General features: G+C 44.1%; 15 protein-coding genes. All 15 read right to left on the bottom strand.

Annotation, left to right across the window (positions count from 1 at the left end):
• Position 1: 1 nt before the first annotated feature.
• Positions 2–3895, bottom strand: a complete 3894-nt coding sequence (locus tag VME0621_RS10915; protein ID WP_062456713.1) for a YhdP family protein — start codon at positions 3893–3895, stop codon at positions 2–4.
• A 10-nt stretch (positions 3896–3905) separates the two neighbouring features.
• Positions 3906–5375 (bottom strand): ribonuclease G, encoded by a 1470-nt coding sequence (gene rng / locus VME0621_RS10910; RefSeq protein WP_006071014.1) that lies wholly within the window; start codon positions 5373–5375, stop codon positions 3906–3908.
• A gap of 18 nt (positions 5376–5393) precedes the next feature.
• The gene (locus tag VME0621_RS10905; protein ID WP_062457025.1) at positions 5394–5963 is read right to left on the bottom strand and encodes a Maf family protein; all 570 of its coding nucleotides are present in this window, start codon (positions 5961–5963) and stop codon (positions 5394–5396) included.
• 4 nt (positions 5964–5967) lie between these two features.
• The gene (gene mreD, locus VME0621_RS10900; RefSeq protein ID WP_006071011.1) at positions 5968–6456 is read right to left on the bottom strand and encodes a rod shape-determining protein MreD; all 489 of its coding nucleotides are present in this window, start codon (positions 6454–6456) and stop codon (positions 5968–5970) included.
• Positions 6457–6473: 17 nt separating this feature from the next.
• Complete coding sequence (gene mreC / locus VME0621_RS10895; RefSeq protein ID WP_006071010.1) at positions 6474–7337, bottom strand: rod shape-determining protein MreC; 864 nt, start codon at positions 7335–7337, stop codon at positions 6474–6476.
• Positions 7338–7398: 61 nt separating this feature from the next.
• The gene (locus tag VME0621_RS10890; protein ID WP_006071009.1) at positions 7399–8442 is read right to left on the bottom strand and encodes a rod shape-determining protein; all 1044 of its coding nucleotides are present in this window, start codon (positions 8440–8442) and stop codon (positions 7399–7401) included.
• 151 nt (positions 8443–8593) lie between these two features.
• Positions 8594–12568: a DUF6701 domain-containing protein gene (locus tag VME0621_RS10885; protein WP_062456710.1), complete on the bottom strand. Its 3975-nt coding sequence runs from the start codon at positions 12566–12568 to the stop codon at positions 8594–8596.
• Positions 12565–13038, bottom strand: a complete 474-nt coding sequence (locus tag VME0621_RS10880) for a hypothetical protein (RefSeq protein ID WP_062456706.1) — start codon at positions 13036–13038, stop codon at positions 12565–12567. The genes VME0621_RS10885 and VME0621_RS10880 overlap by 4 nt, the downstream gene beginning before the upstream one ends.
• Positions 13028–13756: a PulJ/GspJ family protein gene (locus tag VME0621_RS10875; protein ID WP_062456702.1), complete on the bottom strand. Its 729-nt coding sequence runs from the start codon at positions 13754–13756 to the stop codon at positions 13028–13030. The genes VME0621_RS10880 and VME0621_RS10875 overlap by 11 nt, the downstream gene beginning before the upstream one ends.
• Positions 13756–14334 carry a type IV pilus modification PilV family protein gene (locus tag VME0621_RS10870; RefSeq protein WP_062456699.1) on the bottom strand — a complete coding sequence of 193 codons (579 nt, stop codon included), beginning with the start codon at positions 14332–14334 and terminating at the stop codon, positions 13756–13758. Before VME0621_RS10870 ends, VME0621_RS10875 begins: the two co-directional genes overlap by 1 nt.
• The gene (locus tag VME0621_RS26990; RefSeq protein WP_038229137.1) at positions 14324–14797 is read right to left on the bottom strand and encodes a prepilin-type N-terminal cleavage/methylation domain-containing protein; all 474 of its coding nucleotides are present in this window, start codon (positions 14795–14797) and stop codon (positions 14324–14326) included. The genes VME0621_RS10870 and VME0621_RS26990 overlap by 11 nt, the downstream gene beginning before the upstream one ends.
• A gap of 147 nt (positions 14798–14944) precedes the next feature.
• A complete protein-coding gene (locus VME0621_RS10860) occupies positions 14945–15421 on the bottom strand; it encodes a type II secretion system protein (RefSeq protein ID WP_038229135.1) in 477 nt (158 codons plus the stop codon).
• An 18-nt stretch (positions 15422–15439) separates the two neighbouring features.
• Positions 15440–15973, bottom strand: a complete 534-nt coding sequence (locus VME0621_RS10855) for a prepilin-type N-terminal cleavage/methylation domain-containing protein (protein ID WP_082795477.1) — start codon at positions 15971–15973, stop codon at positions 15440–15442.
• A gap of 160 nt (positions 15974–16133) precedes the next feature.
• Complete coding sequence (locus VME0621_RS10850; protein WP_062456694.1) at positions 16134–16532, bottom strand: hypothetical protein; 399 nt, start codon at positions 16530–16532, stop codon at positions 16134–16136.
• Between the two features lie 6 nt (positions 16533–16538).
• Entirely contained in the window at positions 16539–17762 is a 1224-nt protein-coding gene (locus VME0621_RS10845) for a type II secretion system F family protein (RefSeq protein WP_038229131.1), read from the bottom strand.
• Positions 17763–17784 lie beyond the last annotated feature (22 nt).

Raw genomic sequence — 17784 nt, 5'->3', positions numbered from 1 at the left:
GTTACTTAATCTCCTTCTTGAGGTTTTCAGGTAACTTATACTCTCCCTGACTCCTCGAAATCTCACTTACCGTTGGTGAGTCCAGTGGACCTTTAACTGAGTAGTTAACTTGTGTCACGACCTCAACCACTGGTGATATCACTGTCGTCACGGCAAGCACAACCAATGCTGTCTGAGGCGTCACCGCAAAAGCCGTAATGATAGGGATCCCTGAAGTCATGTCAGGCGTAAAGTTTACTTCAGCGTCGACGGTTTGAGTCGAGAGGTCAGCCAATCCTTTAATCGTCATTTCACCAGCGACCGCATCCATCTTAATGTCATTGGTCACAAACACGCCATCTCTGATTTTGCCGCTACCTGTAATTGAGTTAAACGCCATCCCTTTATCAAATACATCGGTAAAATCGAGCTGCATCTTACGAATAATGGAATCCAAGCTAAACAAACCAAGCAAGCGTGCGGCACCGCTCACATCAGAGATAATACCTTTACCTAGCTTAGTACTGATTTCACCACTGACGGTATTTACTCGCATCGACCATGGTGCGCCATCCCACGTTAACTTTGAGTCGAGATCAAATGGTGCACGTTGGATACCAGAGGTAATACCAAATCGTTCCATAAGATCACTGTTGTTCTCACCACTGACTGCTAGGTTGACCTGTGTTTTATTTTGCTGACCAGCGACCATCCAGTTGCCGTCAATATGTACTTTGTTTGTCCCACTCGATAAGTCCAGTTTTTTCCAAACGAGCTTATTACCTTGTCGTTCAACATCCATATCCACTTTGCCGACTTTGTAACCTTGGAACCAGAAGTTATCAATCGTCAGTTGAGTATCCGGCATGATATCAAAGAAGGTTTTATCAAACTCAGTCACTAATGGCGCTTCAAGGTTTTCCTGAGTGATCAGCGACTCATCATCCTGTGCCTTCTTATCAAATTCTGGCACGTAGATATGCAGACGCTTCAACGCAACATACAACTCGTTGTTGTCGCTGTAACTCGCCTGCCCTTTTGCCTCTTGGCTATCAAGATCGAACTGCCAGCCACCTTTTTTGTATCTGGCATTGAAGTTCACATCGTGCCACTCAATACCACCTAACATCAGTTCTTTCGCTTCCACGTTTACCCGTTTAGGTAATGGAAGCTCCGGTTTATTCAGCTCATCTAGTAATGCTTTCTTTTCACTCGGCGGCTCTTTAAACAACTCGCTCCACTGGTCGACATTGAACTTATCGGACCGTACTTGGAAATGATGGCCAACTATAGGGCTGATTTTGAACCCACCTTTCCCCAACACCAAGTTAGTCGCCTTAAGAACCGGAACTTCTCCTGTGATATCAATCTCGGTTTGATATTTAACGGAGGGTAACTGCAATCTAGCGGTTATAGCTTGTTGGTTTCCGGAAGCTTGAAGTCTTGCTTTACCTGATTCACCAAACGCTTTTTTGAGAGGATAGGGATATTCACTCGCAATGGTTGCAAGGTTAGCATTCAGATCAAGCTGATAAGTAAAACCGACATCGTTGAGCTGAATATCCACGTCTAGGTTCCAAGGCGAGTGCCCTGCCAGTCGGCTGACCACCTTATCACCAACATAAGGCTCTAGTGGTGCGGTTTTCCAATCTCCAACCGCATCAATTCCAACCGAATAACCTTTGCCAGCATTCTGCCCTTGAAAATCAAGGAAGATCGGCTGGTTCAGCAAGTTTGCAGACAGTCCTGTCGCTTTCACCACATCATTGTCAAACTCAACTCTACCGGACACTTTTTCCAGCGTCATCGGAGGAGCATCAATTTCGACGTGATTGTCTTTTAGCTCCGCATAACCCCAAGCTCTGGACGGCGTATCGTCGCCAGAAAACGGAATATACAACTGGAAGTCGGCATTCACATCACCACTAACTTGAACCGCAGTTAACGCAGCACCAACCGAGTCCACCAGCGGCGAAGCGGTCATATAATCCCTGACGGCACTACCTTGACCTGTTGCCTTCGCTTCTATTTCAAGGTGCCCATCACCACTGAGTACTGGAATTCGACCCGTGATTCGCTGGCCTTTAACATTCATCAGTGTCGCAGAGCGAGAGTCCAAATACATGGTCTCATTCTGGAACAACAAATCGAGTTGTAAATCAGTCAGTGGTGGCCAATTGGTATCAAAACTAAATTTAGCATCGCGAAGTCCCACCCAAGCTTGGAACATGCCGTTATGTTCTCGATATGGGAAGTCTGACAGTTTGCCATACCACAACAGCTTAGATGTATTGACTCGACCCGCTTGGATCGCTGCCGATAAGTAGTCTGTAAGACTTTGCCCCATAGCTAAAGTTGGCAGATAACGCCAAACCTCACCTGCATTGTAAAGATCCGCTTCGGCATAGAATGACAAGAATGGGCTGTCATTCTTAGGGAAATCAAGTCTAAAAGCACCAAGCACTTGCAAGTCTGGCGTCGCAGCCGTCACTTTATCAGACCATAACGACCAACCTTGCTCGCCGTTATTTTGCCAATGAATATCAACCAAACCTTGCTTAATATTCAGTGGAGCTTGAAACACATCACCATAAGGGAAACGATTATCAATAACGTTAACGCGGGCATGAGCTTGCTTCATGTTACCGCGCACCGATCCTGAGACATGAGAGAAGCCTGGCAAAAGTTCCCATTGCGACATCGACATATTCTCAAGGTGTGCCGAATATTTCAGGGAGTCAGTACCATTAGTTTGGGATAGTCGAATATCTTCAATCTGCCCACCCGGATTAAGTTTAGTTAACCACTCTTCCACACTCGGGTCAGAACTTAGTGATGCCAATGGCTTTAACGCATTCACATCGAGCTGAGAAATATTCACTTGCCATTGCTGTTGGCGATTCCATTCTGCTGCAATATCCAGTTCAGGCCACGGAACATCATTAGTTCTGGCTTGAACTTCATGAACATTTAGCTGCCAACCAGCATCTGATGGCAATAAATGCATAACCGCAGACTCGACGAATAGATCGTGGTCTTTGCCATCTTTAGACCAACTAAGCTCAGATGGTAACACTTCAAGATAAGCTTCTTTTGCAGTGCTGTTATCCAATGTAATCCAGCTGCGTAAGCTGACTTCACCATCTTTAATACCAGTTTGCTGCTTTTGAGTTTCAGACAGCCACGGGGACAGTGACATTTGGTCCACAGCGACGTAAAAGTCGCCAGAAACATTCGACAGCGAGCCTTTATCAATAAAGTCCGCTCTCACTTCTAGTGAGTTTAAGTTTGCATCGGCAATGGAGATGGTGCCCTGTGCTAAATGGCGTGCCTTTTGATTCCGCCATTGCAGATTCTCTATATCTAACTGACGTTCTTCACCAGATATAGATTGATACAACACAGTTGAATTAGCGACAGCAAAGCGATCTAACTGCCTTAGTAACAAGTTATCTAGGCGGTTGACCAACTGCTCGCCACTCGCAGCGGGTTGCTTGGGCTGTTGAACCGTTTTTGGCTCGGTCGCTTTTAGTAAATCGACCGAACGAATGTCCAGCATCATGTCATTAATGACCATATCCGCTAAGACAGGCTGTCTTTGAATAATGGTTTGAATCAAGTCAAATTCGAGCTCTAAGTTCCCGACTTCGAATTTGGTTTCAGGACTTTCAGGCAGACCAACAACAACACCTTGAAGAGAAATAGAAGGGTGAGTGTTACGCCAGAAACCGCGCACATCTTTCAAAGAAATATTGAGACCTGTTCCTTGGTTTACCCAAGTCACAATTTCTGGTTGAATTTTATTTAGCTGTGGCAAACCCACACGCAATACTGTGACCGCAGAGGCAAGTAATACCAATACGGTCAATAGTAACCAGAGAAAAAAACGGACAATCCGATTAACGCGAGAACTCACAAATTACTCATTACATCATAACAACATCAAATTGTTCTTGAATATATAAAGGCTCAGCTTGAATTCGAACCTGTTTACCTATAAAGACTTCCAGTTCAGCCAATGCATGAGATTCATCGCCTTCAAGCGCTTCAGCGACAGCAGGAGACGCATAAGCCACGAATTTGTCGGCATCGTAAGCTCGATTAACACGCGTGATCTCGCGTAAAATCTCATAGCAAACTGTTTCGACGGTTTTCACTGAACCTCGGCCTTCACAAGTTGGACAACCACTACAAAGAACATGTTCAATACTTTCTCTAGTTCTTTTTCGTGTCATCTCAACCAACCCTAACTGGGTAAATCCATTGATATTCGTCTTCACTCGATCTTTAGAAAGTGCCCCTTCTAAAGAGTTCAACACACGTTGACGATGCTCTTCAAGACCCATATCGATAAAATCGATGATGATGATACCGCCTAAGTTACGCAGTCTAAGCTGTCGAGCAATGGCTTGAGTTGCTTCGACATTGGTGTTGAAAATAGTCTCTTCTAAGTTGCGACGACCCACGAATGCACCGGTGTTGATATCGACCGTTGTCATCGCTTCTGTTTGATCAATAATCAGGTAACCGCCAGACTTTAAGTCGACTTTACGTTCAAGTGAACGTTGAATCTCATTCTCGGTATCGTACATATCGAAAATGGGCTTATCGCCTTCATAAAGTTCAAGCAAACTCTCCAGTTCAGGTACAAACTCGCTAGTAAACTCTTTTAAGCTCTCAAAAATCAGTCTTGAATCCACTTGAACACGAGTAATTTCCGTCCCAACGAAATCACGAAGGATACGATGCGCTAAACCCAATTCACCATATAACGTTGAACGCGTTTTATATTTGGTACGACGTTCATTGATTTTGGTCCATAAACGCTTAAGGAATGCAGCATCTTGCGCCAGTTCTTTTTCATTCGCACCTTCTGCTGCGGTACGAATAATAAAGCCACCGTTTTCATCGCAGTAGTCAGCAACCACATTCTTTAAACGGTTACGCTCTTCTTCGCTCTCGATACGTTGAGAAACACCGACATGGCTCGCGCCTGGCATAAAGACAAGGTAACGGGATGGAAGGGTAATATCCGTGGTTAAACGAGCACCTTTAGTTCCAAGCGGATCTTTGACCACTTGCACTATGATGTCTTGACCTTGACGAACTAACTCAGAAATATCACGGACTTGAAACTGCTTCTTTTCATTTTCAGCCACACACTCAGTATGCGGTACGATGTCGGAAGCATGCAGAAATGCCGCTTTTTCGAGACCGATATCCACGAAAGCAGCCTGCATTCCTGGTAAGACTCGGCTCACTTTACCTTTATAGATGTTGCCAACGATTCCACGCTTTGCTTCGCGCTCAATGTGGACTTCTTGGAGAACCCCACCTTCAATCATGGCAACCCTTGTTTCACTAGGGGTTACGTTTATTAACAGCTCTGCACTCATGAGCGCACCTCAATATTTTTAATTATTTATAAATTCTTGCAAGAGCTGGTCAGTTTCATACAGTGGCAGTCCAACTACAGCGTAATAGCTGCCCTCGATTCGAGTGACGAAGCGTCCCCCTAATCCTTGGATTCCATAACTGCCAGCTTTATCTTGAGGTTCTCCACTTAACCAGTATTGTTCGATTTCTTTTTCGCTAAGTGTTTTGAACCATACATCCGTCGTTACCACAACCGATGACTGTTTATTCTTAGATACAACACTGACAGCAGTGAGCACCTGATGTTTTTCTCCTGACATCCCTTGAAGCATAGCTTTGGCATGTTCGAAATCATTGGGTTTTTCTAGTACATGTCCGTTTAAAACGACGACCGTATCAGAACCGACAACTACAGAGCTCAAGTCGCTCAGTTCAAGCCCAGCCATCGCTTTCTCTAACGACAAGCGCTCAACGTACTGTTGAGCACTTTCTTGGGCTTGTTTCACTTCTTCAATATCAGGACTCACCACTGAGAATTGGTATCCGAGCTGGCTTAACAGCTCTCTGCGTCTTGGTGAAGTTGACGCCAATACTATCTTTGTAGTCATTGATTTACCTGACATGCCAATGCCGTCTTACACGACGTAACAGTAAAAACATCCATGGCCAAAGTATACAGTTAATCAGACCACTCCACAGCGACATCGGATTAAAAGTGACGTCTTGGATCAAATACTCACCAAAAAAGATAAACACTTCTAACAGCATAGATATCAAGGCCATGATCGTAGCCTGCTGCCAAAGTGCCATGTTTCTGAGGACCAAGAAATTAAGAGCCACGATATAGATGACAATCGACATCATCATCCCGCGAATGCCCAAGGTAGAACCGACCAGTAGATCCCAAGTCAGACCAACGATCAATGCGGTACCCACATTTACTCGATGCGGAAGTGCTAAAACCCAGTACCCTAGAACCAAGAATAACCATGACGGTCTTACGAAGTCTAGCACGCCTGGCCAAGGTATGGTTTGCAATACAAGCGCCACTATCAGTGACACACTGATCACTAAGTGACTGCGAAATGAACTATTAGCCATAATAGTATGAGAATCCTTTATTGCGCGTTCAGCGTATCTTCAACCGCTTGTTGCTGTCTATCATTACTCGGCCAAATCAACAGTAAGTATCGTAGTCGATCAAAGTCGACCACGGGCTCCGCAATAATGCTGGCGAACTCTCGTCGATTGTCTCGTTGTACCGATTTAACATGAGCAACTGGATAGCCTTCGGGATAGATTCCACCAAGACCAGAGGTCACCAACAGGTCATCTTTCTGAATGTCAGTGCTTGTTGGAATGTGCTCTAGTTGAATCTCATCGATAGACCCATTGCCTGATGCAATAACTCGAATATCGTTACGAATGACTTGCACTGGTATTGCGCTGTTAGAGTCCGTCAGCAGCATAATACGGCTGTTGTGAGCGCCAACGAAGGTCACTTGACCAACAATACCGTTTTCATTAATAACCGGCTGACCTTCATAAACACCGTCGATACGACCTTTATCAATCACCACCTGGTGACGATATGGAGACGTGTCCACAGCCATCACCTCTGTCACCATCTTCTTTTCATCTCGGACGAAAGATGAGCCTAAAAGCTCACGAAAACGCTGGTTCTCTTCACGGTATTGATCAAGCAAAATTAAGTCACTTTTAAGGCGCAACACTTCGCGTTTTAAGTTTACGTTTTGCTCGGCTAGACCTTGTCGAGTATTTAGCCTTTCATAGACGCCATCAAACATGGTACGAGGAAGGTTCGCAGCATATTGAATTGGTGCAACGGCACTGTTCAATAAGTAACGGAAATTTGAGAATGTATCTAAACGACTATCAGCCAGCATCAAGCCGGCTGATAAAGTAACAGCAAGAAATAACCGAAGTTGTAAAGAAGGACCTCGACCAAATATTGGTTTCATGTACTCATAATCCTGATGTGGACTCTAGTTTCAGTGCCACACCAAAACTAGAGTGAAACCATTATTCTTCTGTAAATAGATCGCCACCGTGCATGTCGATCATTTCTAGAGCTTTACCACCACCACGAGCCACACATGTTAGTGGGTCTTCAGCGATAACAACAGGGATACCGGTTTCTTCAGTGAGCAATCGGTCTAGATCGCGTAGCAGTGCACCGCCACCTGTTAGTACCATACCGTTTTCAGAAATATCAGAAGCAAGCTCTGGCGGACATTGCTCAAGCGCAACCATCACTGCCGATACAATACCAGTTAATGGCTCTTGCAACGCTTCTAGAATTTCATTTGAGTTTAGGCTAAAGCTACGAGGCACACCTTCTGCAAGGTTACGACCACGTACTTCAATCTCTTCAACCGTATCACCTGGATACGCAGAACCAATTTCGTGCTTGATCTTCTCAGCAGTCGCTTCACCAATCAAGCTGCCGTAGTTACGGCGCACATAGTTGATAACCGCTTCGTCAAATCGGTCACCGCCGATACGTACTGAAGAAGAGTAAACCACACCGTTAAGTGAGATAACCGCTACTTCTGTTGTACCACCACCGATATCAACAACCATAGAACCTGTTGGCTCAGAGACGCGTAGACCCGCACCAATAGCAGCAGCCATAGGTTCATCGATCAAATACACTTCACGAGCGCCTGCACCTAGTGCAGACTCACGGATAGCACGACGCTCTACTTGTGTTGAACCGCAAGGGACACAAACTAGAACACGTGGGCTTGGTTTAAGAACGCTGTTGTCGTGCACTTGTTTGATAAAGTGCTGAAGCATTTTTTCGGTCACATAGAAGTCAGCAATAACGCCATCTTTCATTGGACGAATCGCAGAAATATTACCAGGCGTTCGACCTAGCATCTGCTTCGCTGCATGGCCTACCGCCGCAACGCTTTTGGCTGAACCCGCACGATCTTGGCGGATTGCTACTACAGAAGGCTCGTCAAGGACGATACCCTGTCCTTTTACATAAATCAGTGTGTTGGCAGTACCTAGATCAATCGATAGGTCGTTAGAAAACATGCCACGCAGTTTTTTAAACATATTCTTCGCTCGTCCTGCAAGAATGAGAAGACAAAAATTGCACTAAATGTACCAATGCCTTGCCATCACAGCAAGGCATTGAAGCAGAAACATGGGGTGAAACCCGCATTTTCTTACAGTTTCCTTACTTAACGCAAAAAATTCACAGGATTTATTGTCCGATAAGGTGTGGCTCACCGCGATAAATGACTCTATCGTTCCCTCGATGTGATCCAAAGGTCACTACGGCATGTGGATCTTCATCACCTACACCACGCCAGTTATATCTCAACCAAGAACGACCCGCGTTATTATCAAAGCACTTAATAGCACTATCATTTGAGTTCAGTCTAATTGGGGCACTATGATCAAGCCTTAACCACAAATTAACTTGTTCACGAATTCTATTGTTGCTCGCAAAGAGTTGGCTGCTGTTGCCTTGGCTGACGGCGGCATCTTCTGTGGTTATAGTATTGCCGTCTTTATTAAACAGCTTTGCATCCGTCTCTAACTGACCTGACCACAAGATCTGCCGGCAGTAGTGCTTACCATTGAATGCGGAACCACTGTCCTCCTTATTGAGCACAAACCCAGTATCAGTCCAATATTCCGTTCTCAAAGGGATATTGATGTCCGTTGTCAAATCGCCACCAACGTTATCTATCACCATACGGCCATAACGAAACTCGGGTTGTCTTGGGAACGCTTTCGCGTTGGTACCATTTACGGTTAAAGAAGGGCTTTCAAAATCTACACCGTCAACTAAATTAGACTGTACCCCAAAGAGCCCTTTAACAGGCAGTTCTTTTATCGAGGTAACACCATCCAGTTGATAACGTTTAGAGAAAACATAATCACCAAAGCTAGCCTCAAGTCGAGCTCGTGAGGTGCTGCATGACAAGTCAGTAGAATCACACTTCCAAGCTTCACTATCCCAACTCGTTGCCGTCGCACTTATTCTCGGTAAGTAACTATCACCACTTTCATTGGCAGCAACATGATTTAAGGTCACCATCAAATTAGAGGCAAAATAACCATAGTTAGGAGTAGGTGATTTTTCTAGATTACGCGCCTCCACAACAAAGCTTGGTTTTATTGGTTGGCCCATATATGCAAACCCAGAGTGCCCTGACTCATAGCCCCACTGATTGGAGACCATAGCGAGATGATGAGGATAGAAGCGGCCGATACTACGGCTACTCGGATTGATTACCATCCCCAAATAGTTCGATTGACTTTGAGTCTGTATTAGAAGACTTCCGACATCTTCCCAATAGAGAGCGTAAAATGGCAACACACCATTACTATCTCGATTACTACGAACAAATGTTGACCCGTCCTCACCATCCATTTTAATAAGGAATCTTTCGTCGACAGGTCTAACTGCAGGCGTACCCTCAGTGGCAGTGAGTAAAACACTGGAGACAGGCGCATCATTATCGAAGTAATTTTTGGTGATAAATTGCGACTGGCAAAAGGATGGTAATATCGGAATTTGACCTTGAGTCGCACCATTTTTCTGCCATCGAATTGGCACGGCATCTAGGTTAAAGCGTTCCCCAGCGGCTTTATAGCCACTGCCTTGAGATGAAGTGCCATCTAATGCTAATTGGTAGTTTGATGCATCACAGATCGCGAACGTCCACGGCCTTACTTTTAGCTCGTGAACTCCTTTATATGTGACGCATTGTTTTGCGGCGTCTGCCCCTTGTTGGTCTGAAGGGCTCTGCTCACTCTCATTGACACAACGTGTCTGAGACAACTCAAAAGAAACTCGCCCAGCTTCATCGTACTGAATATCCATCAGAGCACTGCGACCAGCATCAGGGGTACTGCTGCCATGAGAAAAATCTAGTGCGAGATCCGTCACTGGAATTGGCACAAAATCATTACTCTGTGCAGCTTTGACTTTAACTGATGCCTGTACTGTTGGAGATTTGGGTTCTAGATAACGTGTCGCTGCAATATCAACGTTTTGCACCCCAGAATAGTTTTTTGCTGCTACAACTTGGGACAGACCTGAACGCGTTACATTACAGGTCACAGGGCGTACTTCGAGCGTTGCCGATTTTCCAGCAATCAAACTAGACGCTTGCGGCGTAAATTCAAACTTGTTTGCCGTAAACTCGTAGTTACCTGTCACAAGCGTATTGTTCGCACTCTCCACCAATTCACCGGACACGCTGAGCTGTTCAATGTGTTGGCTACTCACATCAAATATAACCCGGCCGTTAGCACTTGGGTTGTACAGCCCCTCGCTAATACGAACCCCTTCTATTAATTGCATTGTGGCAGAGGCAGGTGCTGTAATTCTGACGCCTTTGGTGTAGTCTTCAATAGGCTTACCGAACTTATCGACCACATTAAACGTGACACGTTGGGTTTCACAACTCAATGCGATGCCTTTTAAAGGCTCCAATTCCAAATAGTAATCTTGACCTACTGGTGGCGCTTTACATTGCGCAGGAATACGCGCAAACAACACATTGCCTTCACCTTCAATATCGTTATCATCTCTGTCTTTATGTCGTTTCCGATCATCATAGTCACGCTCACCAAGCGTCACATTTGGGGCGGCAACCCCACCAAAGATGTAGTTGTCTTCACCATTGACTAAGAAACCTCGCGTTCCGATACTGGCTGCTTCAGGAGGGACATAAAAATAGGCTTTGATAACAGAGTCTTCGCTCTCTATTTCAATGTCACTGCCCGCGCCATGCCCGACAAAAAGTAAATCTTCACTATTTCCTAATGTATTGATTTTTAAATCATCTTTGAAGTGAGGCGGATACAGGTCTCCGTTTGCTTTTATTCCTCGATAATTGATCTTAACTGGCCCATTGAGCAGTTGGATCTCTGCATCTTCCAGATGTATATGCTCATTAACCCAATACTCACCAGAGTCAATGATGAGCTTACTGTCATCTTTAACCTCTAACTTCTTGATCTTATTATTAGTCCACTTCAAATGACATACTTTGCCGTCTTTACACTTAAAATCGTTCGAATAGTCACCACTTGGAAAATCATCTAATTGCGGTGGATAGTTTTCAAAGCTCTTCGTGGGCTCCACTTGACAGTTTTGCCAACCAAAGCCACGTAAACCAATGGATGAAGACGTATAAAAGCAGCCGCCATAAGTGCTGTTATTGGTAAAGCGAGAAAACGCGAGGCCAGTGTCATTGCGCGTTAAAACGATAGCGTTGACATCAAAATCATCAAACCATTCGTCTCTATCATCGTCATATTCGCTATTCACATTCAGAAGCCCTTGTGGCGATCCAGATGTGTCATAAAGGGTAGTCTGCACTTCTTCTTTGAAATAGGGGCAAAGATCAAGCTTAAACTCAGGTGGGGGTGGTGTGTCATCGCACAACTTGGGTAAATTAAAGGTATTCTTCTTACCTGTGACCGACATATGATTGACCGTAATATTCATATTAAGATCGTTGTGTTCACCGCTTACCCTAAATCCCTTATGAAAGCTGGATGGATCTACGTATAGGGCAGCAGAGATCTTATTGTGATTCGTCAGATTGATAGCCGCGTTAGAGCCGTGTCCAATTAAAATAAGATCAGTTATTGCGCCATCTTTATTGATATGTGAATGACCACTTATGTAGAACTGGCGGTAGTGCAGGATTGTTGGCGCACTCACTTTGATTTTTGCTGCATGTTCCAAGGTCAACGATCCAATCCAAATCTCCCCTCCTTCTAACGTAAGAGTCTTACCTTGCCTCATCGTTATAGATTGCACTTTACTACCACTTGGCAATAAGCAGTGCTTATCACTACAACTTGAGGGTTCAAGGTTCGTAGGAAAGGCAGGCAAATCAACTGGTAAAGTTGGCGCATGATTCGTTGGGCTCACTGCACAACTATCAGTTGGAGCATTTGGATAGTAACAGTGGGCCGCTGTACCGCTATGAGCTGGACTGTTCGCTAGATAATTGAATGGCATTTTAAAACCATCCACATCAAAAATAAGTGTCTGGTCATGTCCCGAAAAGTCTACTTGAGAGACGTAAGGGTAACCATCTTGGCGATAGTTAGTTTGAACTGATTCTGGAAAGTAGTCGCAATATTCTATTGCATAACTATTTGCTACCACGAATAAGCTTATAAATAGAGCCATCAATTGCTTCATTCAGAGAATCCTTTTACCCAAGCTTCTTGCTGACGCTGAATATCAAATCCTTGTCCATCTCCGCATATTGCCGTGCTAGTAATTTTAAAATAGCTGAGCTGTTTTGGAATCAGTTCTAGGTCGCCACCATTAACCGTTTCACACTGAACTGAAAGGCTACGGCAGTTAATACCCACTTGAGAAATTAAATAAGACATTGCTACAGATGACGATGGCTGAATCTGGTTACATCTGACTGCCAACTCTTCTGTCAGACTCGATTCATTTAACGGATAGAGCTGCGTCAACGCCCACTCAACACCAGAGTTCGCCAAAAACCAAGCCTTGGTACCAATCAACTCACGTGATAACGTCTCGTTACTTGACCATTGAATTCTATTGAGATTCATTGCCAACATACCCATTACCACCACAACAAAAATGGCAACGATGTAGACACTCCCTTGCTGTGAACGTTTTCTAGGGAACATTGAGCACCTGTACATCATGTTGGAAGTTAGACGCTTCACTCGCTTGATTAAATACTAGATTTAGACGAACTAAAGCTGAGCGAAGTAGTGACGCTTCAAGGTGAGTAAAACTGCTTTTTACTGGGTCGATATTGGTGGCAACACGAATACCGTTTCGCTCTATCTGACCAGACGTGGTGATGCAATAATCGACCTTGTTTGCTGAGTTGTAGATATACAAACGCTGCCCAACCGAGTTCTGTTCTGGCAATTGATTTAACGTAAAATATTGTGCTTCGACCACAGAGCTGACCCCTGCCAAACTTATCGCTCGACGACCTTCAAGATCTTGTTGTCGACTCGGATTAATGATCAACCTTTCGGTATTGGCAAATTTATGGGGATATTGGTGAATGTTACCCACCACAAACTCAGTTTTTCCTAGCTTCTCATCCAAATGATAAAAGCCGGAAAAGGTTATTGGATAATACGAGACACATTGACCGTTCAAAGAGGTTTGAATGCTGTTGGGGACGGCGTGTCTAAGCTCACGGGACATTTTCTCAATAACAAACTGCGCTTGGTTCTGGATTTTAGTGCGCGCTACTGAATCCACATAACCGCGAGCACCAAACTCGACAAAACCAGCAATTCCTAAAAACAGAATTCCAACCACAACCATGGTGATGATCATTTCTAGTAAGGTAAAACCGCCTGATTGCTTAACGGAGAATGACATTAGTAATTCCCCTTATACGCAACAAACTCATACTCGGTGAAATTACTCGCTGATACGCGGACAATGATCTTTTTGAACGAGCTTGTTTGATGTGGAGTTACTTGACCACTGAGTGCGTTATCGTAGTCGTAGCTAACCAAAATATTAACGACAAAATTGCGGTAGTCGTCTTGCTCATCACCACCGAGAAGTCTTGTAATAGATAAGCCTTGCTGGCACTGCTGCTGGGCGTTGGCACCGTACCAGCAGCCTATATAGTCATCAACATCATTATAGAAGGCGGGCTGCTCGTTCTTGTCCGGACCTAATGAAGCGGGTAATGTGCATTGCTTATCAAGTTCATCGCAACGCCATAGACTGCCGTTACGATCGCTCTGCTCATCAAAACTCACAGCTAATATCTGGTTCAATACTGCTTGTCCTAATGAAGCGGCTCGTACTTGGTAGTGCGGTAATGCGCTTTTCTGCACACTAGGGAATAAGAAGCTCGTCAATGTAATCAAAGCGATGGCCAAGATCACTATGGCAAGTACGCTTTCGATCAGCGTCATTCCTTGACTCATTTTTCTAGCACGCATCGACAAAACCTTCTGAATTAATACAAATGGATGCCGATTCACTAAATTGAGTGAATTGAATCGTAATCGGGTAAGTACAAGATTCACATACTGGACGACCAAGTAAGTCAAAATTCAGCAAGCTAGTGGGAGCAGAGACCTGAATGTTATCCAACGCTAAATAGTCCGATTGCTCTTCAGGGTTCACAAGAGTGCAACTGTACCGAGAGCCAAAACAACCATCTTTAATCGCCAGTTGATAGCGGCTATTGAGCTCACCGATATCGCTGATATTGGATTGCATTCGCCCAAGCTGTATTTGCTGAGTAATCGCAATAGCTTGCTCTTGTGCTGCAATCACAGAAAAGCCAGAACGGTTTAAAAATCGACTCGCAGCCACTACCGACACAATCGAAACTAAAACGATCACTACGATCAGTTCGATTAGCGTAAATCCGGATAACTTACGTTGTGGGATTAACATAGTAGTACCTGCGAAAATGATTGATAAATAATATACAAAAGGACAGTACTAACTCATCTATCTATCATTAGAAATCGTTAAAAATCAGAATACCTATCACAACACAAAAAAGGCCAGCCGGAGCTGACCTTTTTGCGTCTTGGCTAATTAGCAACCTGACGCATCAACGGTTACTCTAGGTGCTGTACCCGCTTGAGTTGATTCGTCGTATCTTACAAAACAGTTAGATTGGCGAATCGTACGGAAGTTAGCATTTGAACCATCATCAAAGGTAGCAATTAGCGCGTCACGACGAGTCGCAAACATCCAATCTTGTTGCAAGCCATCTACTGCACTTACAAGGCCAGCTGCATCAGCAGTTGGGTAACCAAATGCAACCGTTACTGCTTCATTTGTACCTGCATTAATGGTGGCCGCTGCTTGCTGCTCAACGCCTTCTACTGCTGCTTTGCCGTAAACAATGCCATTTGCGCCAGAAATAGCACCTTTTAAACCATTAAGAGATGATTCGCGGGCATCACCTTGTAGATTTAAAAAACGAGGTGCTGCAGTTACTGCAAGAATACCCAAAATAACGATCACCACGACCATTTCAATTAACGTGAAACCACTTTGTCTTTTCATTTTTTATATTCCTACAACTTATTTAAGTTCGACTGTAACTTTACCGGTACGAATATCGTACTCGAAGTAATGACGGTTACTTTCGTTTTGTGTATAGCGACATTTAGTGCTGCTTACTGCCTGAGCTAAGTACTTAGTGCCTTTTGAAGGACTGTTTGTATACTGCTCAACCGCTGGAGAGTTTTGCAGTAAGTTCTCCATCAGGAATACGCACGCTTCGACATTTACGTTGTTGCTATTGTTAGCGTTAGTATTACTAGGGTAACCATCACGGAAGCCTGTTGTGCCATCTTCCGAGCGAGTTAACCAGAAACGAGTGCCATCGTAATCAACGTAGTTATTTATACCTGACTTAGTTCGGCCATTAGCTTCCCATTGCGCGCGAGCTGATAACACACCAGTTGCAAAACCACCAGCAACCGCTTCAACGCTAGATTCTTTCGCGCTTTCTGTTACATCAACAAATCGTGGTAGAGCCGCTACTGCCAGTAGGCCTAATACCACAATAACCACGACTAACTCGACTAGTGTAAAACCTTGAGCTTTTTTCATTATTTGATCCATTTATATCAAAAGTGTGATTTTCTGCCCAAATTATAACTAGTTGAATAATGATTACAAAGCATTAACGTCAATTTTTTTACTCAAGTCAAAAAAATGACTTCCATATGCAAGCTATTAATTTTAATTGCTTTAATTTCAATATCAGTATTTATACCGTATACACAACTATAGTTTTTTTATCAATTTGCTCTGATTTTATAAATAGATTGTGTTTTATAGAATCCGCATCGTTGTAAAGTATTGATAACAAGTAGTTACAGTTTCTATTTTCATTATTTGATAGGGTAATCCAACCAGTTTGGTCAAATTTTACGACGGTATTATCAACTTGTAGATAATTTGGTTGTTTCTCTATTAGCCAAGTTTGATGCAATTCATTAATGCGCTGTTGCATAACTTTGCCGATCACTACCGCTTGAGTACGGGTGATTTTTTCTTGATTACGATTCACCGTAGATAAGAAAAACCCTACAAGCGCTAGAATCACACAACTCCAAATTAGCCAGCGCAGCGCATCTCTTTGGAAGAAGACACTTTTGATAGCCATCGCTCGTTACATTCCTTTCATGGCATCGAGCATGCCCCACATAGGCAGGAAAATGCCAAGAGCCAGTATCAATACCATTCCAGCAACCACAGTGAGCAAAATCGGCTCAATTCTGGCGGTTAGGGTCTTCAGATCATAATCAACTTCTCGATCGTAAAAATCCGAAACTTCTAACAGAAGCTCATCAATACGACCCGTTTCCTCTCCGACAGAGATCATCTGAATAACAAGCGGCGTGAAAATATTGGCATTAATAGCAGTTGAAGACACCGTGCTTCCGGCCTCAATAGCCGCCTTCATTTCCATAATGCGGTTTTCCAAATACTTGTTGTCTATTGCTTCAGCCGATAACGCCAATGACTGATTCAAAGGCACACCAGCACGAAGCATAAGAGCAAATGTTCTTGAGAAACGTGAAAGTTGAGCACGATTTACAATGCCGCCGACAATAGGCAGCCTCAACTTAATATGATCCCACTTTTCCCTACCCGCGGCCGTAGCAAGCCAGGCACGAAATGCAAACAAACTGCCAGCTATCGCACCCAATAAAAGCGGCCAATAACCGACGAAGAAATTCGAGGTAGTAATCAGAATACGAGTGGGAAGAGGAAGATCGACGCCAAACCTGGCAAACATATCAGCAAACTGAGGGATAACTTTGATATTCAGTACAAACAACGCGGCAACGATAAAGGTCAACACGAACGTTGGGTAGCGCATTGCCGCCTTAATACGCTTACGAGTTTCGACTTCTTGCTCATAATAGGCAGCCAATTGCTCTAATGCTTGGTCTAAACGTCCCGTATTTTCACCCACAGCAATCATGGAAACAAAAAGTGGACTAAACACGCGAGGATGAAGCTGCATACAACTCGATAAGTTACGCCCATTAGTTAGTTCATTAACGACTTCTTCCAAGGCGTATTTCAGCTGCTTGTTGGTGCAGTTTTGCGTCAGGCCCTTCATGGAGCGTAACAATGGCACACCAGCTTTCGTTAAACTGAACAACTGACGACAGAAAATAACCAGCACTTCTAAAGGTACCGCCGGCGCTATCAATACACTTAGGCTGTCACTAAATGACGTTGACTTACCACCTTGTGAGATCGACGTTGGAATCACCCCACGAGAGATCAAAATCTCCGCCGCAGTTTCTTCATTGGCAGACTCTAGATGACCAGAAATCTCTGAACCATCAAGATTGCGCCCTTTATAACGATAGGTTGGCATTGTCTTATCTCTAGCTATAAAC

This window comes from Vibrio mediterranei (genome assembly GCF_900088415.1).
GTDB lineage: Bacteria > Pseudomonadota > Gammaproteobacteria > Enterobacterales > Vibrionaceae > Vibrio > Vibrio mediterranei.
This window is presented reverse-complemented; position numbering and strand designations above follow the sequence as displayed.

Excerpts from the sequence above, each read along its gene's own strand:
- rng (WP_006071014.1), bottom strand. The coding sequence starts at position 5,375 with ATGAGTGCAGAGCTGTTAATAAACGTAACCCCTAGTGAAACAAGGGTT.
- VME0621_RS10905 (WP_062457025.1), bottom strand. The coding sequence starts at position 5,963 with ATGACTACAAAGATAGTATTGGCGTCAACTTCACCAAGACGCAGAGAG.
- mreD (WP_006071011.1), bottom strand. The coding sequence starts at position 6,456 with ATGGCTAATAGTTCATTTCGCAGTCACTTAGTGATCAGTGTGTCACTG.
- mreC (WP_006071010.1), bottom strand. The coding sequence starts at position 7,337 with ATGAAACCAATATTTGGTCGAGGTCCTTCTTTACAACTTCGGTTATTT.
- VME0621_RS10890 (WP_006071009.1), bottom strand. The coding sequence starts at position 8,442 with ATGTTTAAAAAACTGCGTGGCATGTTTTCTAACGACCTATCGATTGAT.
- VME0621_RS10885 (WP_062456710.1), bottom strand. The coding sequence starts at position 12,568 with ATGAAGCAATTGATGGCTCTATTTATAAGCTTATTCGTGGTAGCAAAT.
- VME0621_RS10880 (WP_062456706.1), bottom strand. The coding sequence starts at position 13,038 with ATGTTCCCTAGAAAACGTTCACAGCAAGGGAGTGTCTACATCGTTGCC.
- VME0621_RS10875 (WP_062456702.1), bottom strand. The coding sequence starts at position 13,756 with ATGTCATTCTCCGTTAAGCAATCAGGCGGTTTTACCTTACTAGAAATG.
- VME0621_RS10870 (WP_062456699.1), bottom strand. The coding sequence starts at position 14,334 with ATGCGTGCTAGAAAAATGAGTCAAGGAATGACGCTGATCGAAAGCGTA.
- VME0621_RS26990 (WP_038229137.1), bottom strand. The coding sequence starts at position 14,797 with ATGTTAATCCCACAACGTAAGTTATCCGGATTTACGCTAATCGAACTG.
- VME0621_RS10860 (WP_038229135.1), bottom strand. The coding sequence starts at position 15,421 with ATGAAAAGACAAAGTGGTTTCACGTTAATTGAAATGGTCGTGGTGATC.
- VME0621_RS10855 (WP_082795477.1), bottom strand. The coding sequence starts at position 15,973 with ATGAAAAAAGCTCAAGGTTTTACACTAGTCGAGTTAGTCGTGGTTATT.
- VME0621_RS10850 (WP_062456694.1), bottom strand. The coding sequence starts at position 16,532 with ATGGCTATCAAAAGTGTCTTCTTCCAAAGAGATGCGCTGCGCTGGCTA.
- VME0621_RS10845 (WP_038229131.1), bottom strand. The coding sequence starts at position 17,762 with ATGCCAACCTATCGTTATAAAGGGCGCAATCTTGATGGTTCAGAGATT.